Here is a 20,943-nt window from a genome sequence, read left to right on the forward strand (position 1 = left end):
TCATGCCTCCTCGGCAACGGGTACGGAAGCGGCGGCGGGCTCGGACTCGCGGGCGGACTCGGGCTCGGAGGCGCGGCCGAGATAGACCTCCTGGACCCGGGCGTCGGCCTGGACCTCGGCGACGGAGCCCTCGCTGAGGACCTTGCCGGCGTGCAGGACGGTGACGCTGCGGGCGAAGGAGCGCATGAAGTCCATGTCGTGCTCGATGACGACGACCGTGTGGTCCTCGCTGACCCGTCGCAACAGCTCGCCGGTGGCCTCGCGTTCGTCATGGCTCATGCCGGCGACGGGCTCGTCGAGCAGGAGCAGCCGCACGTTCTGGACGAGCAGCATGCCGATCTCCAGCCACTGCTTCTGGCCGTGGGCGAGCACGCCCGCCGGGCGGTCGCGGAGGTCGGTCAGACCGGTGGTCTCCAGGGCCTTGGTCACCTGCTCCGGTATGCCCTTGCGACGCCGGAGCATCGTCAGCGGGCCGCGTCCGGCGCCCGCCGCTATGTCGAGGTTCTGCAGGACGGTCAGCTCCTCGAAGACCGTGGCCGTCTGGAAGGTACGGCCGATGCCCATGCGGGCGATCCGGTGCACGGGCTTGCCGATGAGCTCCTCACCGCCGAAGCGGACCGACCCGGCGGACCTCACCAGGCCGGTGACCGCGTCGACGAGAGTGGTCTTGCCGGCGCCGTTCGGGCCGATGAGGAAGCGCAGGTCGCCGGAGCGGATGTCCAGGTCCACGCCGTCGACAGCCTTGAAGCCGTCGAACGTCACCCGCAGATCGCGGACCGTCAGTCCCTCGCCGCTCATGCTGTTCCTCCGGTCTGGGTCGTGGGGGTACGGCGCCTGCGCAGGACGGTCACGAGGGATGCCAGGCCGCCGGGCAGGAAGCCGACCGCCAGCACGAACAGCAGGCCCTGGAGATACGTCCAGGCCGCGGGGAAGGCGTCGGAGAGCGTGCTCTGCGCCCAGGCGACCGCGATCGCGCCGAGCACCGCGCCCACCAGGCTGGCCCGGCCGCCGACGGCCGCGCCGATGACGAAGCCGATGGACGGGACGATGCCGATCAGGGCCGGGGAGATGATGCCGACGGCCGGGACGAAGAGGGCGCCGGCGAGGCCCGCCATGCCCGCGGCGACGACGTAGGCGACGAGCTTGACGTTGGCCGGGTCGTAGCCGAAGAAGCGGACCCGCTCCTCGGAGTCGCGTACGGCGACGAGGAGTTCGCCGTAGCGGCTGACGAACAGCTGGCGGGCGGCGGCCATCAGCAGCAGGAGCGCGGCGGCGATGATGAAGTACACCGTGCGCTGGTTGACGGGGTCGCCCAGGTCGTAGCCGAAGAAGCCCTGGATGTCGGTCAGGCCGTTGGTGCCGCCGGTGGTGGCCTGCTGGCCGACGAGCCAGATGGCGAGGGCGGCCGCGAGCGCCTGGCTGAGGATCGCGAAGTAGGCGCCCTTGACCCGGCGGCGGAAGACGAAGAAGCCGAGCAGCGCGGCGACCGCCATGGGCAGCAGCACGGTCATGGCGAGGGCGAAGGCCGGGTTGGCGAAGGGCTGCCACCACCATGGCAGCGTGTCGCCGGTGCCGTACAGCTGCATGAAGTCGGGCAGCGTCTGGCCGGTGGCGGCGGCGTCGGCGAGCTTGAGGTGCATGGCCATGGCGTAGCCGCCGAGGCCGAAGAAGACACCCTGGCCGAGGACGAGCAGGCCACCCCTGCCCCAGGCGAGGCTCACGCCGACCGCGACGATCGCGTAACACAGGTATTTGGCGAGGAGGTCGAGGCGGAAGTCGGAGAGCGCGAGGGGGGCGACGCCCATGAGGAGGACGGCGCCGAGGAGGAAGGCGCCGGGGACGCGGAGGCGTTCGAGGAGGGACGGCGTCGGCCCGGCGGTGGGCGTCGTCTTCGTCGGGGTGAGTGTGGTCGTCATGCCAGGCTCCGGGTGCGCAGTGTGTACAGGCCCTGAGGTCGCCACTGCAGGAAGGCGACGATCGCCACGAGCACGATGACCTTGGCGACGCTGACCGTCGTCGAGTACTCCAGGACGGACTGGAGCACGCCGAGCGCGAAGGCCGTGATGACGCTGCCCTTCAGCTGCGCGATACCGCCGACGACCACGACCAGGAAGGCGTCGACGATGTAGTTGGTGCCCATCGTCGGGCCGATCGGGCCGACGAGCGTGAGCGCGACGCCCGCCACGCCCGCGAGGCCCGAGCCGATGAAGAACGTCATGCGGTCGACGCGGCCGGTGGCGATGCCGGACACCTCGGCGAGGTCGCGGTTCTGCACGACGGCCCGGATGCGGCGGCCGAGCGGCGTCAGCCGCAGGATGAGGGTGACGCCGAGGACGCAGAGCAGGGCGAGGCCGAGGATGAACAGCCGGTTGTTGGCGAGGGTGATGCCGCCGACCGAGATGTTGCCGGTCAGCAGGTCCGGGGCGTGGGTCTGGACGTTCGGGGCGCCGAAGATGTCTCGGGCCAGCTGCTGGAGCATCAGGGAGACGCCCCAGGTGACCAGCAGGGTGTCCAGGGGGCGGGTGTACAGGCGGCGGATGAGCAGCCACTCCAGCAGGGCGCCGAGGCTTCCGGCGACGAGGAAGGCCAGGGGCAGGGCGATGAGCAGGGAGACGCCGGCGCCGCTGATGTCCTTCTGCAGGACGTACGTCGTGTAGGCGCCGGCCATGATGAACTCGCCGTGCGCCATGTTGATCACGCCCATCTGACCGAAGGTCAGGGTCAGGCCGAGGGCGATGAGCAGGAGGACGGCGCCGATGCTGATGCCGGTGAAGGATTGATTGAGGATGACCGTCATGAAGCGGCTCCGGGAGGGGGCGGGGTACGGCGGGTGGGGCGAGGAAACTGGTGGCCACCGGGGTCAGGACAAGGCGGACGCCCAGTCGTAGTCCTTCAGGTACGGGTCCGGCTTGATCGGGTTGCCGGAGTTCCAGACCTCGGTGATCAGGCCGTCCGAGCCGATCTTGCCGATCCGGGCGGTCTTGTGGACGTGCTGAGTCGTGCCGTCGACGGTGACCTTGCCCTCGGGGGCGTCGAGTTCGATGCCGGCGGAGGCCTTCTTCACCTTCGCCACGTCGAAGGAGCCGGCCTTCTCCACCATCTCCTTCCACAGGTAGACGGAGATGTAAGCGGCCTCCATGGGGTCGGACGTCGGCTTGTCCGCGCCGTACGCCGCCTGGTAGGCCTTCACGAACTCGGTGTTCGCGGCGCCGGGCGTGGTCTCGTAGTAGTTCCACGCGGTCAACTGGCCCTCCAGGTACTGCGTGCCGATGCTCTTGACCTCCTCCTCGGCGATCGACACGGACAGCACCGGCAGGCTCTTCGCGGTGAGCCCGGCGGACTTGTACTCCTTGAAGAAGGCCACGTTGCTGTCGCCGTTGAGGGTGTTGAACACGGCGTCGGCGCCGGCGTCCTTGACCTTGTTGACGATGGTGCTGAACTCGGTGGAGCCGAGGGGCGCGTAGTCCTCGCCGACGACCGTCATGCCGTTGGCCTCCGCGTACGCCTTGATGATTTTGTTGGCGGTGCGCGGGAAGACGTAGTCGCTGCCCACGAGATACAGCCGCGTCAAACCCTGCTTCTTGAGGTAATCGAGGGCGGGGACGATCTGCTGATTGGTGGTGGCGCCGATGTAGAAGATATAGGGGGACTGCTCCAGTCCCTCGTACTGCACCGGGTAGAAGAGAAGCGACTTGTAGCGCTCGAAGACCGGTTTGACGGCCTTGCGGCTGGCGGAGGTCCAGCAGCCGAAGGTGGCGACGACCTTGTCGTCGGTGATCAGGGCTTCGGCCTTCTCGGCGAAGGTCGGCCAGTCCGAGGCCCCGTCCTGACTGATGGGCTTCAGCTTCTTGCCGAGGACGCCACCGGCGGCGTTGATCTCCTTCACCGCGAGCAACAGCGCGTTGTGGACCGTCACTTCGCTGATGGCCATGGTGCCCGAGAGCGAGTTCAGCAGGCCCACCTTGACGGTGTCGCCGGAGGTGTCCGCCTTGGCGCCGGAGGACGACGTGGCACTGCCGGTCTTGGCGCCGCACGCGCTGAGGGCGGCGGTCGCGCCGAACGCCGACGCACCCGCGAGAAGACCGCGTCTACTCATACTGAACCCGGACATGCAATTCCTCCTTGGACGCGCTTCACGTGCGACGACTGCGCCCACAGCCTGCGAGGGAACTGTTTCCCCCGCGTTTCACGGCAATTGAAGAACAGTTTCCAGGGGAAGTATTTACGCGGCGAAATGAGGAGGAGCCATGGAAATGATTACTTCCCGTGGAAAGAAGGTGATGACCGCTTTCCCCGTCGGGAGCGCTGCTCGAAGGTAGGCTCGGGAGATCCCCCTCGCGGGGGCGGGCGAACGGGAGTTGAGGAGTGCGATGGCGAGGCGGCCCCAGGAACTGCTCCATCTGCTGAGCCGGGCCGAGCGCCTCGCCGTGCGCCGAGTCCGGTCCGTGCTCGACGAGTTCGACTGCTCCGTCGAGGCATGGCGGGTCCTCGACCTGCTCTCCGACGGTCAGGGTCACAACATGACGGCCCTCGCCGAGCACGCCTTCCTTCCGGCACCGAGCCTGACCAAGCTGATCGACCAACTCGTCGACCAGAACCTGGTCTTCCGCCGTGTGGATCCCACCGACCGGCGCCGCGTCCTGGCCCATCTCACTCCTCGGGGCTTGGAGCGCTGGCAGCTACTGGCGCGTGAAGTGCACGCGGACTGGGCCGAGTTGGAGCCGCTGCTCACGGAGGGGGACGGGGCCGGGGAGCGGCTGGAGCTGCTCCTGGACCGGCTCGCGCGGACCCTTGAGGGCGGGGCCGCGACGGATCAGGATCAGGGCGGCGGGGTCACCGCAGGTCGTGCGGAGCGCGCAGCTGGGCGAGGACGTTGAAGTCGTAACCGTCCGCCTGCGCCAGGTAGATGCGCTGGCGGACATGCCGCCCGTCGAGGCTCAGCAGGCCGCGCGGGCCTTCGTAAGATACGCGGTCGGCTGTCGCCCCGATCGCGGCCACGTCGAGGGCGCGGGCCCGTTCGATGAGCGCGGCGAGCAGCAGGACGCCCTCGTAGCAGGACTCGCCGAGGCTGCCAGGGGTCGGCGCTTCCAGGCCGAAGCGGTCGGCGTACTGGCCGTGGAAGTCCAGGGTGTTGCGGTCGGCGAGCGAGGCGAAGAACCCGGCCGTGCTGTACAGGTCGACGGTGGCTGCCGGGCCGCTGCCCATCAGCATGTTCTCGTCCATCAGCGTGCTCAGCCGCAGACACCGCCGGTCGAGTCCGGAGGCGGCGAAGGCCCGGTTGAAGCGGACCGCGTCGCTGCCCACCAGCAGCATCAGCACCCCGTCGGCGTCCGCCCACTCGATACGCCGCAGTACGTCCTCGAAGTCCTCGGCGCCCAGCGGGAGATACACCTCGCCGCACACCCGGCCCCGGCACGCGCGCGCGTAGCCCCGTGCGGCCCGGGCGGTGTGCCGGGGCCACACGTAGTTGTTGCCGACGACGAACCAGCGGCGCACCCCGCGCGACTCGGCGAGCAGCCGCATCGCGGGCAGCAGCTGCCAGGAAGGGGTCTCACTGGTCATGAAGACACCCTCGGTGCGCTCCCCGCCCTCGTACAGGGCGGTGTACACGTACGGCACCCGGTGTGCGATCCGCGGGGCCACCGCCTGCCGTACCGAGGAGATGTGCCAGCCGGTGACACCCTGCACCGCGCCCGACGCGACGAGGACCTCGACGTCCTCCGCGACCCGCCGGGGCGCGGCCCCGCCGTCGACCTCGATCAGCCGCAGCTCCCTGCCCAGTACTCCCCCGGCCTTGTTGACCTCCTCGGCGGCCAGTCGCGCGCACGCCCCGCAAGTGGGGCCGAAGATCCCGGCGGGCCCCTGCATCGGGTACACGAGCGCCACGTTCAGCGTCGAGGCGTCGGCCGTGAACCACTCGGGGGTGGGGAGGCTGAGCGGTGGCCGGTGCATGGGCTCATGATGGCGTGACCGCCATCGCCGCCCAAGCGGAGAGGCGGATCGAGACCGTTTCGTAGGCGGGACCCATGATGGGCGAGCCTAGCCCCGCAGTGGTTCTGCCAGTCGTCGCAGCAGGCCCGCGACCAGGGCGGTCTGGGTGGGGACGGTGTCGGGGTGGATGAACTCGCCCTGGGCGTGGGCGCCGTCGCCGACCGCGCCCATGCCACACAGGACGGGCAGGCCGAGGGCGGAGACGAAGTCGGCGTCGCCGGCGCCGCCGACGGAGGCGTCGGGCAGATGGTCGCGGCCCTGCTCGCGGGCGACCTCGCGAGCGAGGTCGAGCAGGGGGGCGGAGGCTGCGTTGAGGGTCATCGGCGGCCGGTTCCAGGAGTGGTCGATGTCGATGCGGACGCGGGGGTCGCCGGCCCTGATGGCGTCCAGTTCTTCGTCGACGCGGACCTGTTCGGACTCGCTGCTGACGCGGATGTCGACGCTCGCGGTGGCCCGCCCGGCGACGACGTTGGTGGCGGAACCGCCCTCGATGAGCCTGGTGTTGATGGTGGTGCCCTTGTCGGGGGCGGCGACGGCCGCGGCGGCGACCACGAAGTCGGCCAGCGCGGTGATCGCGCTCGCCCCGTCCTGGGGCGCGAGCCCGGCGTGTGCCTCGACGCCGGTGGCGGTGACCCGGAAGATCCCGGAGCCCTTGCGTGCGGTCTTGACCGCGCCGTGGGCGGTCGGCTCCAGCACCAGCGTGGCGTCGACCTTCCGCGCGACCTCCTCGATCACCGGCCGCGAGGCCAGGGCCAGCATGGCTGTCATCTCGTCGCAGATCAGGCAGCGGGGTTGTAGGACGAGGGCGCGGGCGAGGCAGGCGCGTTGGAGTTGGCCGTCGCTGACCTCTTGTCGAGTGCGCCGGGCTGGGTACCGGGTGCTCGCGAACTTGAGTACACCTACTCAGGCCTACTGCCTCGTGCCCGCCGATGATGAAGATCACATCATCGAGACCGGGGGACCCCTATGCTCAGCCGACTCGCCGACGTCCTGGTACCCGCCGTCGGACGTCTCACGGTGACCGCCGAGGCCGACGCCGAGTTGGCACCGGGCAGCATCATCGCCGCGAACCACACCTCGCTCGCCGACCCCGCGATCGTGCTGGCCGCCCTGCACCGCCTCGGCGTGCAGCCGGTCGCGATGGCGGCGGCCGGCCTGTGGCGTATCCCGCTGCTCGGGCGCGCGCTCACCCGCGAGGGATACATCCCCGTGTACCGCAGGGACCGGCGCGCCGCCCAAGCGCTCGACCTCGCCGCGGCGACCCTGGACGAGGGCCGACTGGTCCTCATCTACGCGGAAGGCGGGATCCCGCCCCGCCGGGACGCCGCCGAGGCCGCGCCGCACGCCTTCCGCAGCGGCCTGGCCCGGCTCGCCGAGCGCACAGGGGCGCCCATCGTGCCGGTCGGCCAGGCCGGGGCGCGGCGGGTGACCTCGGGGAACGTGGCCAAGCAGCTCGCCGGGCTGGCCACGGCGCCGCTGCGCCGACCGGAGCTACACGTCCACGTGGGGTCGCCGATCACACTGATCGGCGACCCCACGGCCCGTACGACTCAGGCGCACGGTGCCGTGACGTCCGCGTGGCGGACGGCGGCCACACGGCTGGGCGAGCCGGCTGCGTCGGCTGCGTGAGCGCTCCGCCGAGGGCGCCGCGACAGGCCGTCGTGCTTCTGCTGCGCCGTCGTGGCTGAGCGCGCCCACGCGACGGCAGCCGCACATTCACCACAGTCCCGCTCCCCTTGAGGGCGCTGCCGAACTGCCGGCTTGTCAGACACTCCCTGCCCGGCGGCTCCTGAACCACCACACCCCGGCGCCCAGTACGAGGACGGCCGCGCCGATGCCCAGCGGTACGGCGAGGGACATGCCGTCGTCGCCGTCCGCGCTGTCGGCCGCGGGCCCGCCGGGGGCGACGACCGCAGAAGGGCAACCTGGGCCCACCGGAAGGGCCGTCGCTGCGGCATGGCCGTCGTACCGGACAAGGCCGTTCTTTCTCCCCGGTGGTGTGTGGCCCGTGTGGCTGTGGGGACGTACGCCGGGGTGTGTGCTGTTCAACACCGCTTTCGCGCCCCCGGCGCCGCTTGTCAGTGGCCTTGTGCGGGCACTACTGTCGCCACGCCTTGGTGAACGGGAAATCCGGTGTGATGCCGGTGCGGCCCTCGCCACTGTGAATCGGGAAGTCCGGCTCCAGTCCTCACGGACAGCCACTGGGTCCTCGGACCCGGGAAGGCGGAGCACGGGCGTGTGGTACCCGTCAGCCAGGAGACCGGCCAAGGCACGTCAACCATCCACGAGGTGCTGGAGAGGGTCTGCTGAGCCATGCACATAGCCGAGGGTTTTCTTCCTCCGGCGCACGCGATCGCCTGGGGCGTCGCGTCCGCGCCGTTCGTCGTCCACGGAGTACGGTCACTCACCCGTGAGGTCAGGGAGCACCCCGAGAGCACACTGCTGCTCGGTGCCTCGGGGGCCTTCACGTTCGTTCTGTCCGCGTTGAAGCTGCCGTCGGTGACCGGGAGTTGCTCGCACCCCACCGGCACGGGCCTCGGCGCCATCCTGTTCCGGCCGCCGATCATGGCGGTGCTGGGCACCATCACCCTGCTTTTCCAGGCCCTGTTGCTCGCGCACGGCGGCCTGACCACACTCGGCGCCAACGTCTTCTCGATGGCGATCGCCGGGCCATGGGCCGGTTACGGCATCTACCGGCTGCTGCGGCGGTACGACGTGCCGCTGATGGTCACGGTGTTCTTCGGCGCGTTCGTCGCCGACCTGGTCACCTACTGCGTCACCAGCGTCCAGCTCGCGCTCGCCTTCCCCGACCCGAGCAGCGGATTCCTGGGCGCGCTCGGCAAGTTCGGCTCCATCTTCGCCGTCACCCAGATCCCGCTCGCCGTGAGCGAGGGACTCCTCACGGTGCTGGTGATGCGCCTTCTGGTGCAGTCCAGCAAGGGCGAACTGACCCGGCTCGGCGTGCTCCTGAGCGGCAGGCGGAACCGGACCGAGACGGAGGCGGTGGCCCGATGAGCCGGAACACGAAGGTCAACGTCCTGCTGCTGCTCGTCGTGGCCGCGCTCGCCGTACTCCCGCTGGCCCTCGGCCTCGGCGACCACAAGGAGGAGCCCTTCACCGGCGCCGACGGGGAGGCCGAGACGGCGATCACCGAGATCGAGCCGGACTACGAACCGTGGTTCTCACCCCTGTACGAGCCGCCCTCCGGTGAGATCGAGTCCGGGCTGTTCTCCCTCCAGGCCGCCCTCGGCGCGGGCGTCCTCGCGTACTACTTCGGGCTGCGCCGGGGGCGACGGCAGGGGGAGCAGCGGGCGCGGGAACGGGACGCCGAGGGCGCGGCAGGTGATGCCGAGAGCGGGGCCGGTGACGCCGAGAGCGTGTCAGGTGACGCCTCTGAGGAGTCCATGGCTGAGAGGTCCTGAACTCTCGTGCTGCCGATCGACGCGGCGGCGCACAGCAGTCGCTGGCGCCGCCGCCATCCCGTGGACAAGGCCGTGCTCGGACTGGGCCTGACCGTACTCGCGATCTCCCTGCCGCCCTGGCCCGGCGCCGCCCTCGTGTTGGTGACGGCACTCGTCGTCCTGCTGGGCCCGGCGGGCGTCCCCGGCCGTCGGCTCTGGCGCGCCTACCGGGTGCCGCTGGGCTTCTGCGTGACCGGAGCCCTGCCCCTGCTCGTCCAGGTAGGCGGGCCCGGCGGATTCTTGACCCTGGCCGAGAGCGGCCCGGTGCGTGCCGGGGAGTTGCTGCTGCGCACGTCGGCCGCTTCCCTCGGCGTCCTCCTGTTCGCCTTCACCACCCCCATGTCCGACCTGCTGCCCCGCCTGGTGAAGGCCGGGGTGCCCGCCCCCGTCGTGGACGTCGCGCTGGTCACGTACCGCATGAGTTTCCTGCTCCTGGACTCCGTACGCCGGATCCGGGAAGCGCAGGCGGCGCGGCTCGGGCACACCACCCGTGCCGCCACCTGGCGTTCGCTCGCCGGGCTCGGCGCGATCGCGTTCGTACGGGCCTTCGACCGGGCGGCGCGGCTCCAGACCGGGCTCGCCGGACGGGGCTACGACGGCACCCTGCGCGTCCTGGTGCCCGAGGCCCGGGTCTCCGTCCGCTTCGTCTGCGCGGGCCTCGCCCTCCTCGCGGCCGTGGCCGCCCTCACCTTCGTACTGGAAAGGCCGCTGACATGAGCGAGCCCGTGCTGGTCGCCCTGCGGGGCACGTCCTTCGCCTACGAGGACGGCCCGGCCGTGCTCAGCGATCTCGACTTCGAGGTGCGCGAGGGCCGTGCGCTGGCCCTGCTCGGCCGCAACGGCACCGGAAAGACGACGCTGATGAGGCTGCTGAGCGGTGGACTGCGGCCCCGCACGGGCCGGTTGACCGTGGACGGGCAGCCGGTCACGTACGACCGCAAGGGGTTGACCCGGCTGCGTACGACCGTTCAGCTGGTCGTCCAGGATCCCGACGACCAGCTCTTCGCGGCGTCCGTCGCCCAGGACGTGTCGTTCGGGCCGTTGAACCTCGGGCTGCCCGACGAGCAGGTGCGGGCCCGGGTGGACGAGGCGCTCGCCGCGCTCGACATCACCGCCCTCGCCGACCGGCCCACCCATCTGCTGTCCTACGGGCAGCGCAAGCGGACCGCCATCGCGGGGGCGGTCGCGATGCGGCCTCGCGTCCTGATCCTGGACGAGCCGACCGCCGGACTCGACCCCGACGGCCAGGAACGGCTGCTCACCACCCTGGACCAACTCCGCCGGTCCGGCACCACCGTCGTGATGGCCACGCACGACGTCGACCTCGCCCTGCGGTGGGCCGACGACGCGGCACTGCTCACCCCGTCCGGCGCGCGCACAGGACCGGCGGCCACGATGCTCGCCCGCACGGACCTCCTCCACCAGGCCGGGCTGCGGCTGCCCTGGGGAGTCGCGGCCACCCAACTCCTCCGCCACCAGGGGCTGTTGCCCGACCTGGCGCCCGGTCCGCGCACTCCGGAGGAACTGGCCGCCCTGGCCAGGGGTTGAGTGCGGCGGTCAGCCGAGCCAGTGGCCGCCGCGCATCAGGTCGCGTCCCCGTAGCTCGTTGGCCTCGCGCCAGGCCTGGATACGGCGCGGCCGGATCCGGAAGTACTGGTAGCCGTCGAGCTTTCGCGGGTCGAAACCGGTGTGTTCCGCGAACGCGTCGCCCTCCTCGGAGGAGATGTCCACCGGTTCGGCGGTGCCGTCGACCACGACGACATCACGGGTCGGGCCGAGGCTGAGCCGGACCCGGCCGTCCGCCAGCAGGTTGCGGCCGGTGATCGAGGCGCGCGGCGTCGAGACGAGGAACGCGGTCCCGTCCCAGAGGTACGACAACGGGACGAGGTATGCGCCGCCCGGCGAGCCCGCCGACGCGAGCCAGAGATCGACGTCGCTCTCCAGTTTCGCCCGGGTGTCCCGCAGCCTCTCCTCAAGTCCACGCGGCGGCGCGTCCGTCATGCTTCCTCCCGTCATCGCGCGGCACGCCCTCCCTGCGAGGGATGCCATGGTCATCACGCTAGCCGCGGCTCGAGGACCGGCGCTTCTCGATTCCTGACCGGCTCAGACGGGCAGGCCATAGGCCCGAACCGCCGTACCGGCGAAAACGTCTTCCTGTTCGGCCGGACTCAACCCGGACGTCAGTGCGCGGGCCGCGTCCAGGACTTGGGCGTAGCCGGCGGCGAGCCGGCAGACGGGCCAGTCCGAGCCGAACATCAGCCGCCCGGGGCCGAAGGCGTCCAGGACGGTGTCCGCGTACGGGCGAAGGCCCGCGACGGTCCAGGAGTCCCAGTCGGCCTCGGTGACCAGGCCGGAGAGCTTGCACACGGTGTTCGGCAGGGTGGCCAGGGCACGGATCTCCTCCGCCCAGGGGTCCAGTTTCCCGGTGGCGATGGGCGGCTTGGCCAAGTGATCGAGGACGAAGGTGAGTTGAGGAAGCTGTCGTGCGGCCTCGACCGCGGCCTCCAGTTGGTGGGGTTTGACCAGGAGGTCGTAGGCGAGTCCCTCGTCGGCGACGGCGGTCAGTCCGCGCAGGACGTCCGGGCGCAACAGCCAGCGGGGGTCGGGTTCGCCCTGCACCTGGTGGCGGATGCCCACCAGGTGTGCGCCGCCGGGCTGTTCACGCAGTTCGGCGAGGGTGTCGGCGACGTCGGGCGCGGTGAGATCGGTCCAGCCGACCACCCCGGCGACCAGGTCGCTGTCGGCTGCGAGGGCCAGGAACTCGGGGGTCTCCTCGGCCACGGTGACCGTCTGGACGAGCACGGTCGCTGTGACACCGGCCGCGCGCGCCTCCGGCTCCAGATCGTGGAGGGAGAAGTCGCGGCGCAGCGGGGCGAGTTCGGGGCCGGTGATCCAGTCCTGGTCGCGGACGGAGAGGTCCCAGACGTGGTGGTGGGCATCGACGAGCCCCGATGCGGCGGCGTTCACAGCTGCCACACCACGGGCAGTGAGGCGTCGGCCCCCTCTGCGGAGTAGTCGTGGACGACGTCGAGGAGTTCGGCCATCCTCGCCTGCCAGGCGATGTTGACCGGCAGTTTCTCCAACTCCGCGATCATCGCCGGGTAGTCGTCGACCTCCACGACGTGGAAGAGGTCGGTGCCGCTGCGCCAGATCGTCCACTCGCTCACGCCGGCGGCCCGGATGGCGGCGGTCAGTTCCTCGGGGACCTCGCGGTGGGCCGCCTCGTACTCCTCGATGCGGTCGGCGCGGACCTTGGTGTGCAGGGCGACCCTCACGACGGCTCCTTCGGCTGCGGGACGGGTGTGTTCGGGCGCAGAAGCCCCTCGGCGCGCAGTTCGTCCCAGAGGGCGGCCGGGATCGGACGGCCGAGCAGGTCGACCGCGTCGCGCACCTCCTCGGCGGAGCGCGCGCCCGTCAGCACGGCCGCCACCGCCGGATGGGCGGAGGGGAAGGCCAGGGCCGCGCCGCGCAGCGGTACACCGTGGCGTTCGGTGACGTCCTTCAACCGCAGGGCGCGGTCGAGCACGGGCTGCGGCACGGGGGCGTAGTCGTATGTGACGCCGGGCTTCGGGTCGATCAGCAGGCCGGAGTTGAAGGCACCGCCGATCAGCACGCTGCGTCCCCGGGCGGCGGCCTCGGGCAGCAGTTCGTCCAGGCCCTCCTGTTCGAGGAGGGTGTAGCGGCCGGCCAGCAGTACCACGTCGATGGCGGTCTCCCGCAGGAAGCGGGTGGGTACGGCGCACTGGTTCATGCCGACGCCGATGGCCCCTACGACGCCCTCGTCGCGCAGCTTCTCCAGTGCCGGGTAGGCCTCGCGCAGGGCCTGCTCGGCGTGGTCGTCGGGGTCGTGGATGAGGGCCACGTCCACCCGGTCCAGGCCGAGCCGTTCCAGGCTGGCCTCCAGGGAGCGCAGCACCCCGTCGGCGGTGAAGTCCCAGACGCGGCGGTGGGTCGCCGGGACGGCGAAGCCGTTCGCCAGGTCGTCGCCCTCGGCGGTCTCGTTCGGCACCAGCAGTCTGCCGACCTTGGTGGAGACCGTGTACGACTCCCGCGGTCGGCCCCGGAGCGCGGCGCCGAGGCGGCGTTCGGACAGGCCGAGGCCGTAGTGCGGTGCCGTGTCGAAGGTGCGGATCCCGGCGTCCCAGGCCGCCTCGATCGCGGCGGCGGCCTCCTCGTCGGTCACCGGGCGGTAGAGGTTGCCGATGGCCGCGGCACCGTACGCCAGCTCGGTGACGCGGACGTCGGTGCGGCCGAGGGCCCTGGTCCTCATGAGCCGGCCGGGCGGAGCCGGAGCCCCTGCATACCGCCGTCGACGGCGAGGGCGGTGCCGGTGACGGAGGCCGCCGCGGGACTGGCCAGATAGGCGATAGCGGCCGCCACCTCCTCGGCGGTCACGAGGCGGCCCATGGGCTGGCGGGCGTTGAGGGCGGCGCGCTCGGCGTCGGGGTCGTCGGCGGCGTCGAGGAGGCGGCCGACCCACGGGGTGTCGGCGGTGCCGGGGTTGACGCAGTTGACGCGGATGCCCTCGCGGACGTGGTCGGCGGCCATCGCGAGGGTCAGCGAGAGGACCGCGCCCTTGCTGGCGGAGTACAGGGCGCGCTGCGGCAGGCCCGCGGTGGCGGCGATGGAGCAGGTGTTGACGATCGCCGCGGTGCCCGGACGGGCAGTGGCCGCGTCGCGCAGATGGGGCAGGGCGGCCCGGCTGGTGCGCACCATGCCGAGGACATTGACATCGAGGACCCGGTGCCACTGCGGGTCGGGGTTGTCCTCGACGGTCCCCTGTGCGCCGATGCCCGCGTTGTTGACGAGGATGTCCAGACCGCCGAGCCGCTCAGCGGCTTCCGTCACCGCGGCTCGTACGGAGGCGTCGTCGGTGACGTCGGCCTTGAGGGCGAGCAGCGGCTGCGACGCTCCGGAGGGGTCGACGTCGAGTACGGCCACCGTGGCGCCCCGTGCTGCCAGCAGCCGGGCCGTGGCCAGCCCGATACCGGAGGCGCCACCGGTGACGATCGCCTTCAGCCCTGCCAGTTCACCTACCGGTTCGGTCGGTTCACTTGTCGGATCGGTCATGCGACTTCCTCCCGTCCAGCGAGGTCGGCGGCCCAGAACGCGCCGTCCGGGTAACGGTATTCGGTGAGCGACTCCGGGCGCATGGTGGCGGAGAAGCCCGGCGTCAGGGGAGCGACGTAGTGGCCCTCGCGCATCACCACGGGGACGGTGAAGTGCTCGTGGAGGTGGTCGACGTACTCGATGACCCGGTCGTCGGTGGTGCCGGAGAGGGCCAGGTAGTCGAACATCGACAGGTGCTGGACCAGTTCGCACAGGCCCACGCCGCCGGCGTGCGGGCACACCGGGACGCCGAACTTCGCGGCGAGGAGCAGGATCGCCAGGTTCTCGTTGACCCCGCCGACGCGTGCCGCGTCGATCTGGAGTACGTCGATGGCCTCGGCCTGGAGCAACTGCTTGAACACGATGCGGTTCTGGACGTGTTCGCCGGTGGCGACCTTCACCGGCGCCACGCCTCGGCGGACGGCGGCGTGGCCGAGAATGTCGTCGGGACTGGTGGGTTCCTCGATCCAGTACGGGTCGAGGTCGGCGAGGGCCCGGGTCCACTCGATCGCCTCGCCGACGTTCCAGCGCTGGTTGGCGTCGATGGCGATGCGTACGCCGTCGCCGACGGCGGCGCGGGCGGTGCGCATCCGGCGGAGGTCGTCGTCGAGGTCGGCGCCGACCTTCAGCTTGATCTGGGTGAAGCCGTCGGCGACGGCCTGCTTGGCCAGCCGGGTGAGCTTCTCGTCGGAGTAGCCGAGCCAGCCCGGTGAGGTGGTGTAGCCGGGGTAGCCGCGTTCCAGCAGCGCGGCCTCGCGCTCCGCGAGACCGGTCCGGCCCTCGCGCAGCAGGTGGAGGGCGTCCTCGGGGGTGAGGGCGTCGGCGATGTAGCGGAAGTCGACCTGGGAGACCAGCCACTCGGGTTCGGCGTGGGCGAGCAGGCGCCACAGCGGCTGCCCGGCGCGCTTGGCGGCCAGGTCCCAGACAGCGTTGACGACCGCGCCGATGGCCATGTGCATCACGCCCTTCTCGGGGCCGAGCCAGCGCAGCTGGCTGTCGCCGATCAGGTCGCGGTTGACCGAGCCGGGGTCGGCGCACAGCTCCTGCACCGAGCGGCCCACGAGGTGGGGCCGCAGGGCGTCGATCGCGGCGACCTGGACGTCGTTGCCCCGGCCGATGGTGAACGTGAAACCGTGGCCCTCGAAGCCGTCTGCGGCATCGGTGCGCAGCACTACGTAGGCGGCGGAGTAGTCGGGATCCGGGTTCATCGCGTCCGAGCCGTCCAGCTCCCGCGAGGTGGGGAACCGGATGTCGTAGGTGTCGACCGCGGTGATCCGGGCGTGGGTTGCAGTCAAGGGGGTGCCTTTCACGCTTGGCCGAAGGTCTGGCGCTGGCTCCCGAGCCCGTCGATCTCGAGTTCGACGGTGTCACCGGGGCGGAGATAGGGAGTGCCGGGCAGGCCGAGGGCGACGCCCGCGGGTGTCCCGGTGTTGATCACGTCACCGGGCTCCAGGACCATGTACCGGCTGAGGTACGCCACGATCTCGTGGACCGGGAAGATCATGTCGCGTGTGTGTCCGTGCTGGCGCTTCACTCCGTTGACGCTCAGGAGCAGCGCGAGGTCCTGCGGGTCGCCGGCCTCGTCGGCGGTGACCAGCCACGGGCCGAGCGGGTTGAAGGTCTCACAGGACTTGCCGAGATCCCACTGCGAGGAGTACTCCAGCTGGAACTCGCGCTCGGAGACGTCATGGCTGACCGCGTATCCCGCGATCACCTCCGCCGCCTCCTCGGGGCCCGACAGGTAGCGGGCGCGCCGTCCGATGACGACCCCCAGCTCGACCTCCCAGTCGGTCTTGACGGAGCCGCGAGGGATCAGCACCGCGTCGTACGGCCCGACGACTGTGCCCGGGTCCTTCATGAAGACCACAGGCCGGGGCGGGATGGCCGCGCCGGTCTCGGCGGCGTGGTCGCGGTAGTTGAGCCCGACGCAGATGACCTTGCCCGGGCGGGCGACGGGGGCGCCGATCCGCAGACCGTCCGTGTCGAGTTCGGGCAGTCCGCCCGCCTCGACGGCCGCGCGGGCCCGGTCGACTCCCCCGGAGACGAGGAAGGTGCCGTCGATGTCGGAGGCAACAGAGGACAGGTCGAGCAGCCGGCCGTCGTCGGTGCGGACGGCGGGCCGCTCCTGTCCTGGGGCGCCGACGCGTAGCAGTTTCACTGGGGCAGCTCCCTTGCCATGGGTGTGTTCATTCATCGGAGGAATGGCGCACCGTGACTTTAAGGGCAGTTCGACGACCTGACAACGGATTCCTCGGATGTATTTGATCGACGAGCAATTATCCGCCAGCAGACGAATCCGGCATGTGCGAAATCACCTGTGCCGATCGCCACACACACCCGTCGAATGTGTGCGCAATTCGTTGCGAGCGACCTCTTGTCAACTCCGGCAGCACCGTCGTAGCGTCCTCGACGTCCGAGATACATCGGAGGAATCGCACCGCCGCCGTGTTGGGGGCTGTGGCCGTTCAAACTCCGCTGCTCGTTCACCGGTTGCCCCCCTGTACCTCCCCTCCGATGGCCCGCGTATGCCTGTCCGGAGGGCGGCCTCCCCGTCCTGGCTAAGGAGAACCCGGCCATGAAGCTCGCCCGCACCCGCTCCACCGCCGCAGCGGCCTGCGCCCTCGCGGCCCTCGGCCTCCTCACCGCCTGCAACCGCGACAGCTCCGGATCGGCCGCCTCGGGCGGCGACCAGCCCGCCATCGGGATCGACCTGCCGCGCTCCGACTCCGACTTCTGGAACTCCTACGCCGAGTACCTCAAGAAGGACATCAAGTCCGAGGACATCAACGCGCTGCCGCTGAGCAACTCGCAGAACGACATCACCAAGCTCGTCGCCAACGTGCAGGTCTTCCAGAACACGGGCGCCAAGGCCGTCGTCATGGCCCCGCAGGACACCGGCGCCATCGCCTCCACCCTCGACACCCTCGCGTCGAAGAAGATCCCCGTGGTCAGCGTCGACACCCGGCCCGACAAGGGCGACGTCTACATGGTCGTCCGCGCCGACAACCGGGCGTACGGCACCAAGGCCTGCGAGTTCCTCGGCGAGCAGCTGGGCGGAAAGGGCAAGGTCGCCGAGTTGCAGGGCGCCCTGGACTCGATCAACGGGCGGGACCGCTCGGAGGCCTTCGCCCAGTGCATGAAGGAGAAGTTCCCGGACATCAAGGTGTTCGAGCTGCCCACCGACTGGAAGGGCGACGTGGCCTCCGCCAAGCTGCAGAGCCTGCTCGCCCAGCACCCCGACCTGAACGGCATCTACATGCAGGCCGGCGGTGTCTTCCTCCAGCCGACCCTGGCCCTGCTGGAACAGAAGGGCCTGCTCAAGCCCGCCGGCGAGAAGGGGCACATCTCGATCATCTCCAACGACGGCATCCCGCAGGAGTTCGACGCGATCCGCAAGGGCCAGATCGACGCCACCGTCTCCCAGCCCGCCGACCTGTACGCCAAGTACGCGCTGTACTACGCCAAGGCGGCGGCCGAGGGCAAGACCTTCAAGGCCGGCAAGACCGATCACGGCTCCACGATCGTCGAGATCCCGAACGGCCTGGAGGACCAGCTGCCGGCACCGCTGGTGACCAAGGACAACGTGGACGACAAGACCCTGTGGGGCAACAACGTCGGCCAGTGACCGAACGGTCCGTCGACCGGGCGGAGGGACGCGGCCCGTCCCTTCGCCCGCACCCCCTCGTATCCACCCCACGAAGGACGGTATCCACCATGGCGGACACCGCGACCGCAGCGGCGAACGGCGGCGGGAACCCGGCCTCCGACGGCCCCGCCCCGGTGGCCGAGGCCATCGGCATCAGCAAGAGGTTCGGCGCCACCGTCGCCCTGCGCGACGCCCGGATCACCATCGCCCCGGGCGAGTCGCACGCGCTGGTCGGCCGCAACGGCGCCGGCAAGTCGACGCTGGTGTCCATCCTGACCGGACTGCGGCACGCCGACACCGGCACCCTGCGCTTCAACGGCGAACTGGCGCCGGCCGTCGGGGACATCGACGCCTGGCGCTCCAAGGTCGCCTGCGTCTACCAGAAGTCCACGATCATCCAGGACCTGACCGTCGCCGAGAACCTCTTCCTGAACCGGCAGAGCGATGGTTCGATGCGGCCCATCCGCTGGAAGAAACTACGCGGACGGGCCGAGGAGTTGCTCGCCGAGTACGGCGTGGACGTGGACGCCGCAGCACGGGCGAAGGACCTCACCGTCGAGCAGCGGCAGTTCGTCGAGATCGCGCGGGCGCTGTCGTTCGGCGCGCGCTTCATCATCCTCGACGAGCCGACCGCGAAACTCGACGCCCGCGGCATCAACCGGCTCTTCGACAAGCTCCGCGACCTCCAGCGGCAGGGCGTCGCCTTCCTCTTCATCTCGCACCACCTCCAGGAGGTCTACGACCTCTGCACCACGGTCACGGTCTACCGCGACGCGGCGCACATCCTGACCGCGCCCGTCGCCGAACTCGGCCACCAGGCGCTGGTGGAGGCCATGACCGGGGAGACCACCGTCACGACGGCGGCAACCGTCGAGAACCGTGCCCCGGTACGGGCCGACTCCCCCGAACTCCTGACGGTCGAGGGCCTCACCCTGCCCGGCGCCTGCCAGGACCTCTCGCTCTCGGTGCGCGCGGGCGAGGTGGTCGGCCTGGCCGGAGCCACGGCCAGCGGCAATGTGCGGGTGGGCGAGGCCGTCGCCGGGCTGCACCGCGTCGACGAGGGCACGATCTCCGTCCGCGGACGGCGCGTACGCGGCGGCAGTGTGCCGTCGGCGCTCGCCGTGGGGGTCGGACTGGTCCCGGAGGACCGCCATCTGCAGGGCCTGGTCAACAACCGCAGTGTGGCGGAGAACGCGACGCTCACCGTCACCGACCAGCTCGGCCCGTACGGCACCGTGCTGCCCTCCCGGACCAGGGCCTTCGCCCAGCGCATGATCCGGGACCTCGACATCAAGACCCCGGGCGGGGCCACCCCTGTCTCGGCCCTTTCGGGCGGCAACCAGCAGAAGGTCGTCGTCGCCCGCGCCCTGGCCACCGACCCGCACGTCCTGGTGGCCATCCGCCCCACCAACGGAGTCGACGTCAAGTCGAAGGAGTTCCTGCTGCGCCGGATCCGGCAGATCGCGGACGGCGGGAAGGCCGCGCTGATCGTCTCCGACGAGCTGGACGATCTGAAGGTGTGCGACCGGCTCGTGGTGATGTTCCACGGGCGGGCCGTCGCCGAGTTCGACCGCGGCTGGAAGGACGAGCACGTGGTCGCCGCCATGGAGGGCGTGGCCGACCGGGCCGGAACCTCCGACACCACCTCCCACACCCCCTCTGACACCGCCGAAGAGCACGGAAGGTAGTCATGTCCGCCACCACTGATGTCACCGACCCCGCCGCGAGCGTGGCGCGGGAGACCGCCGGAGACACCCGCCGCGGGCTCGACCTCGGTCGCTTCCGTGAGCTGTCCCTGGTCCCGGCGATCCTCGTCCTGGGCCTGATCGGGTTCATCGTCTCGCCGGCCTTCCTGACCGCCGACAACCTCATCGGGGTGGCCCAGCAGTCCACCGAGCTGAGCCTGCTGGTCCTGGCCACCGCGCTGATCCTGATCTGCGGCCGGATGGACCTGTCCCTGGAGTCCACGATCGGCGTGGCGCCCGTCATCGCCGTATGGCTGGTCCTGCCGACCAGCGGAGCCCGGTTCACCGGCCTCGGGCTGCTGCCCGAGTGGACGGCCGTGCCGCTGTGTCTGCTGGTGGGTGTGGTGATCGGGGCCGTCAACGGCTTCCTGATCCTGAAGCTGCGTCTCAACGGCTTCATCGTCACCCTCGGCATGCTGACCATGCTGCGCGGTCTCCAGGTCGCCCTCTCGGAGGGCCAGTCCATCGTGGAACTGCCGTCCTCCTTCACCTACCTCGGAAAGGCGTCGTGGCTGGGTGTGCCGGCCGCGATCTGGATCTGCGTGGTGCTCTTCGCCCTCGGTGGCAGCGCACTGGCCTGGCTGCGGCACGGCCGGGCGCTGTACGCGATCGGCGGCAACGCGGAGGCGGCCCGCACCGCCGGTATCCGGGTCGACCGGATCGTGTGGGCGGTGCTGATCCTCGGCAGTGTGCTGGCCGCGTTCGCCGGCATCCTCTACAGCGGGCACTACGGGTCCATCTCCGCCACCCAGGGCAGCGGCTGGATCTTCCAGGTCTTCGCCGCGACCGTCATCGGCGGGGTGAGCCTCAACGGCGGCAAGGGGTCGATCTTCGGCGCCCTCACCGGCGTCCTGACGCTGCAACTCGTCGTCAACGTCATGACGCTGGCGGGTGTGCCGCCGCTGTGGAACCAGTTCCTCAACGGCGCGATCATCATCGTCGCCCTGATCATCTCCCGCTTCGCCTCGGGCGAGAAGCAGGAGTAGACGGGG

General features: G+C 70.7%; 22 protein-coding genes, 2 pseudogenes and 1 riboswitch. Of the genes and pseudogenes, 9 read left to right on the plus strand and 15 right to left on the minus strand.

Annotated elements, in window-relative coordinates:
• The 4 genes from urtD to urtA form a co-directional block, all read right to left on the minus strand.
• On the minus strand, positions 1-798 hold the full coding sequence (urtD, locus tag F3T56_RS20215) for an urea ABC transporter ATP-binding protein UrtD (protein ID WP_149826596.1): 798 nt from the start codon (positions 796-798) through the stop codon (positions 1-3).
• Positions 795-1,916, minus strand: a complete 1,122-nt coding sequence (gene urtC, locus F3T56_RS20220; RefSeq protein ID WP_149826597.1) for an urea ABC transporter permease subunit UrtC — start codon at positions 1,914-1,916, stop codon at positions 795-797. Before urtC ends, urtD begins: the two co-directional genes overlap by 4 nt.
• The gene (gene urtB, locus F3T56_RS20225; protein WP_149826598.1) at positions 1,913-2,797 is read right to left on the minus strand and encodes an urea ABC transporter permease subunit UrtB; all 885 of its coding nucleotides are present in this window, start codon (positions 2,795-2,797) and stop codon (positions 1,913-1,915) included. Before urtB ends, urtC begins: the two co-directional genes overlap by 4 nt.
• 63 nt (positions 2,798-2,860) lie before the next feature.
• Positions 2,861-4,111, minus strand: a complete 1,251-nt coding sequence (urtA, locus tag F3T56_RS20230; RefSeq protein WP_149826599.1) for an urea ABC transporter substrate-binding protein — start codon at positions 4,109-4,111, stop codon at positions 2,861-2,863.
• Between the two features lie 259 nt (positions 4,112-4,370).
• Between urtA and F3T56_RS20235 the strand changes: the two genes are divergently transcribed.
• Positions 4,371-4,877: a MarR family winged helix-turn-helix transcriptional regulator gene (locus F3T56_RS20235; RefSeq protein WP_149826600.1), complete on the plus strand. Its 507-nt coding sequence runs from the start codon at positions 4,371-4,373 to the stop codon at positions 4,875-4,877.
• Here the strand turns inward: F3T56_RS20235 and F3T56_RS20240 are convergent.
• From F3T56_RS20240 to F3T56_RS49325, 3 genes and pseudogenes are all read right to left on the minus strand, one after another.
• Entirely contained in the window at positions 4,834-5,952 is a 1,119-nt protein-coding gene (locus F3T56_RS20240) for a substrate-binding domain-containing protein (RefSeq protein ID WP_149826601.1), read from the minus strand. The genes F3T56_RS20235 and F3T56_RS20240 overlap by 44 nt on opposite strands.
• An 87-nt stretch (positions 5,953-6,039) precedes the next feature.
• Positions 6,040-6,744, minus strand: a pseudogene (locus tag F3T56_RS20245) (M20/M25/M40 family metallo-hydrolase); the annotation flags it as partial.
• A gap of 18 nt (positions 6,745-6,762) precedes the next feature.
• Positions 6,763-6,846, minus strand: a pseudogene (locus F3T56_RS49325) (ABC transporter ATP-binding protein); the annotation flags it as partial.
• 111 nt (positions 6,847-6,957) lie between these two features.
• Here F3T56_RS49325 and F3T56_RS20250 point away from each other — a divergent pair.
• Entirely contained in the window at positions 6,958-7,620 is a 663-nt protein-coding gene (locus F3T56_RS20250; protein WP_149826603.1) for a lysophospholipid acyltransferase family protein, read from the plus strand.
• Between the two features lie 135 nt (positions 7,621-7,755).
• Here F3T56_RS20250 and F3T56_RS46270 read toward each other — a convergent pair whose 3' ends face one another.
• Positions 7,756-7,926: a hypothetical protein gene (locus F3T56_RS46270; RefSeq protein WP_172639038.1), complete on the minus strand. Its 171-nt coding sequence runs from the start codon at positions 7,924-7,926 to the stop codon at positions 7,756-7,758.
• 163 nt (positions 7,927-8,089) lie between these two features.
• A riboswitch (cobalamin riboswitch) is annotated at positions 8,090-8,274 on the plus strand.
• A 30-nt stretch (positions 8,275-8,304) separates the two neighbouring features.
• Between F3T56_RS46270 and F3T56_RS20255 the strand changes: the two genes are divergently transcribed.
• From F3T56_RS20255 to F3T56_RS20270, 4 genes are read left to right on the plus strand one after another with little or no spacing between them, the layout of a single operon-like run.
• Complete coding sequence (locus F3T56_RS20255; RefSeq protein ID WP_149826604.1) at positions 8,305-9,006, plus strand: energy-coupling factor ABC transporter permease; 702 nt, start codon at positions 8,305-8,307, stop codon at positions 9,004-9,006.
• Positions 9,003-9,413 carry an energy-coupling factor ABC transporter substrate-binding protein gene (locus tag F3T56_RS20260; protein WP_149826605.1) on the plus strand — a complete coding sequence of 137 codons (411 nt, stop codon included), beginning with the start codon at positions 9,003-9,005 and terminating at the stop codon, positions 9,411-9,413. The genes F3T56_RS20255 and F3T56_RS20260 overlap by 4 nt, the downstream gene beginning before the upstream one ends.
• Before the next feature lie 6 nt (positions 9,414-9,419).
• Positions 9,420-10,169, plus strand: coding sequence for a cobalt ECF transporter T component CbiQ (gene cbiQ / locus F3T56_RS20265; RefSeq protein ID WP_149826606.1), 750 nt, complete (start codon positions 9,420-9,422; stop codon positions 10,167-10,169).
• Positions 10,166-10,999, plus strand: coding sequence for an energy-coupling factor ABC transporter ATP-binding protein (locus tag F3T56_RS20270; protein WP_149826607.1), 834 nt, complete (start codon positions 10,166-10,168; stop codon positions 10,997-10,999). The genes cbiQ and F3T56_RS20270 overlap by 4 nt, the downstream gene beginning before the upstream one ends.
• A 9-nt stretch (positions 11,000-11,008) precedes the next feature.
• Here the strand turns inward: F3T56_RS20270 and F3T56_RS20275 are convergent, their stop codons facing one another.
• The 7 genes from F3T56_RS20275 to F3T56_RS20305 all read right to left on the minus strand — a co-directional run bounded on the left by F3T56_RS20275 (position 11,009) and on the right by F3T56_RS20305 (position 16,718).
• Positions 11,009-11,452: a pyridoxamine 5'-phosphate oxidase family protein gene (locus F3T56_RS20275; RefSeq protein WP_149826608.1), complete on the minus strand. Its 444-nt coding sequence runs from the start codon at positions 11,450-11,452 to the stop codon at positions 11,009-11,011.
• Between the two features lie 102 nt (positions 11,453-11,554).
• Complete coding sequence (locus tag F3T56_RS20280; RefSeq protein ID WP_246203718.1) at positions 11,555-12,427, minus strand: amidohydrolase family protein; 873 nt, start codon at positions 12,425-12,427, stop codon at positions 11,555-11,557.
• The gene (locus tag F3T56_RS20285; protein ID WP_149826609.1) at positions 12,415-12,726 is read right to left on the minus strand and encodes an L-rhamnose mutarotase; all 312 of its coding nucleotides are present in this window, start codon (positions 12,724-12,726) and stop codon (positions 12,415-12,417) included. Before F3T56_RS20285 ends, F3T56_RS20280 begins: the two co-directional genes overlap by 13 nt.
• A complete protein-coding gene (locus tag F3T56_RS20290) occupies positions 12,723-13,721 on the minus strand; it encodes an aldo/keto reductase (protein WP_149826610.1) in 999 nt (332 codons plus the stop codon). Before F3T56_RS20290 ends, F3T56_RS20285 begins: the two co-directional genes overlap by 4 nt.
• Entirely contained in the window at positions 13,718-14,521 is an 804-nt protein-coding gene (locus F3T56_RS20295) for an SDR family NAD(P)-dependent oxidoreductase (protein WP_149826611.1), read from the minus strand. The genes F3T56_RS20290 and F3T56_RS20295 overlap by 4 nt, the downstream gene beginning before the upstream one ends.
• A complete protein-coding gene (locus F3T56_RS20300; RefSeq protein WP_149826612.1) occupies positions 14,518-15,855 on the minus strand; it encodes an L-fuconate dehydratase in 1,338 nt (445 codons plus the stop codon). The genes F3T56_RS20295 and F3T56_RS20300 overlap by 4 nt, the downstream gene beginning before the upstream one ends.
• A gap of 11 nt (positions 15,856-15,866) precedes the next feature.
• On the minus strand, positions 15,867-16,718 hold the full coding sequence (locus tag F3T56_RS20305) for a fumarylacetoacetate hydrolase family protein (protein ID WP_149826613.1): 852 nt from the start codon (positions 16,716-16,718) through the stop codon (positions 15,867-15,869).
• Between the two features lie 417 nt (positions 16,719-17,135).
• On the opposite strand from F3T56_RS20305, the gene F3T56_RS20310 reads away from it, so the two are divergent.
• The 3 genes from F3T56_RS20310 (at position 17,136) to F3T56_RS20320 (ending at position 20,937) form a co-directional block, all read left to right on the plus strand.
• Positions 17,136-18,185 (plus strand): sugar ABC transporter substrate-binding protein, encoded by a 1,050-nt coding sequence (locus F3T56_RS20310; RefSeq protein WP_149826614.1) that lies wholly within the window; start codon positions 17,136-17,138, stop codon positions 18,183-18,185.
• 89 nt (positions 18,186-18,274) lie between these two features.
• Positions 18,275-19,894, plus strand: coding sequence for a sugar ABC transporter ATP-binding protein (locus F3T56_RS20315; protein ID WP_149826615.1), 1,620 nt, complete (start codon positions 18,275-18,277; stop codon positions 19,892-19,894).
• A gap of 2 nt (positions 19,895-19,896) precedes the next feature.
• Positions 19,897-20,937, plus strand: a complete 1,041-nt coding sequence (locus tag F3T56_RS20320) for an ABC transporter permease (RefSeq protein WP_149826616.1) — start codon at positions 19,897-19,899, stop codon at positions 20,935-20,937.
• Positions 20,938-20,943: the final 6 nt, after the last annotated feature.

It is taken from the genome of Streptomyces tailanensis (assembly GCF_008386495.1).
In the GTDB taxonomy this organism is placed as follows: Bacteria; Actinomycetota; Actinomycetes; order Streptomycetales; family Streptomycetaceae; genus Streptomyces; species Streptomyces tailanensis.

Bases quoted from the DNA above. Each gene is read 5' to 3' on its own strand.
- urtD (WP_149826596.1), bottom strand. From the start codon at position 798: ATGAGCGGCGAGGGACTGACGGTCCGCGATCTGCGGGTGACGTTCGAC.
- F3T56_RS20250 (WP_149826603.1), top strand. From the start codon at position 6,958: ATGCTCAGCCGACTCGCCGACGTCCTGGTACCCGCCGTCGGACGTCTC.
- F3T56_RS20235 (WP_149826600.1), top strand. From the start codon at position 4,371: ATGGCGAGGCGGCCCCAGGAACTGCTCCATCTGCTGAGCCGGGCCGAG.
- F3T56_RS20310 (WP_149826614.1), top strand. From the start codon at position 17,136: ATGAAGCTCGCCCGCACCCGCTCCACCGCCGCAGCGGCCTGCGCCCTC.
- F3T56_RS20260 (WP_149826605.1), top strand. From the start codon at position 9,003: ATGAGCCGGAACACGAAGGTCAACGTCCTGCTGCTGCTCGTCGTGGCC.
- F3T56_RS20270 (WP_149826607.1), top strand. From the start codon at position 10,166: ATGAGCGAGCCCGTGCTGGTCGCCCTGCGGGGCACGTCCTTCGCCTAC.
- F3T56_RS20315 (WP_149826615.1), top strand. From the start codon at position 18,275: ATGGCGGACACCGCGACCGCAGCGGCGAACGGCGGCGGGAACCCGGCC.
- F3T56_RS20240 (WP_149826601.1), bottom strand. From the start codon at position 5,952: ATGCACCGGCCACCGCTCAGCCTCCCCACCCCCGAGTGGTTCACGGCC.
- urtC (WP_149826597.1), bottom strand. From the start codon at position 1,916: ATGACGACCACACTCACCCCGACGAAGACGACGCCCACCGCCGGGCCG.
- F3T56_RS20290 (WP_149826610.1), bottom strand. From the start codon at position 13,721: ATGAGGACCAGGGCCCTCGGCCGCACCGACGTCCGCGTCACCGAGCTG.
- F3T56_RS20275 (WP_149826608.1), bottom strand. From the start codon at position 11,452: ATGACGGACGCGCCGCCGCGTGGACTTGAGGAGAGGCTGCGGGACACC.
- F3T56_RS20295 (WP_149826611.1), bottom strand. From the start codon at position 14,521: ATGACCGATCCGACAAGTGAACCGACCGAACCGGTAGGTGAACTGGCA.
- F3T56_RS20255 (WP_149826604.1), top strand. From the start codon at position 8,305: ATGCACATAGCCGAGGGTTTTCTTCCTCCGGCGCACGCGATCGCCTGG.
- urtA (WP_149826599.1), bottom strand. From the start codon at position 4,111: ATGTCCGGGTTCAGTATGAGTAGACGCGGTCTTCTCGCGGGTGCGTCG.
- urtB (WP_149826598.1), bottom strand. From the start codon at position 2,797: ATGACGGTCATCCTCAATCAATCCTTCACCGGCATCAGCATCGGCGCC.
- F3T56_RS20320 (WP_149826616.1), top strand. From the start codon at position 19,897: ATGTCCGCCACCACTGATGTCACCGACCCCGCCGCGAGCGTGGCGCGG.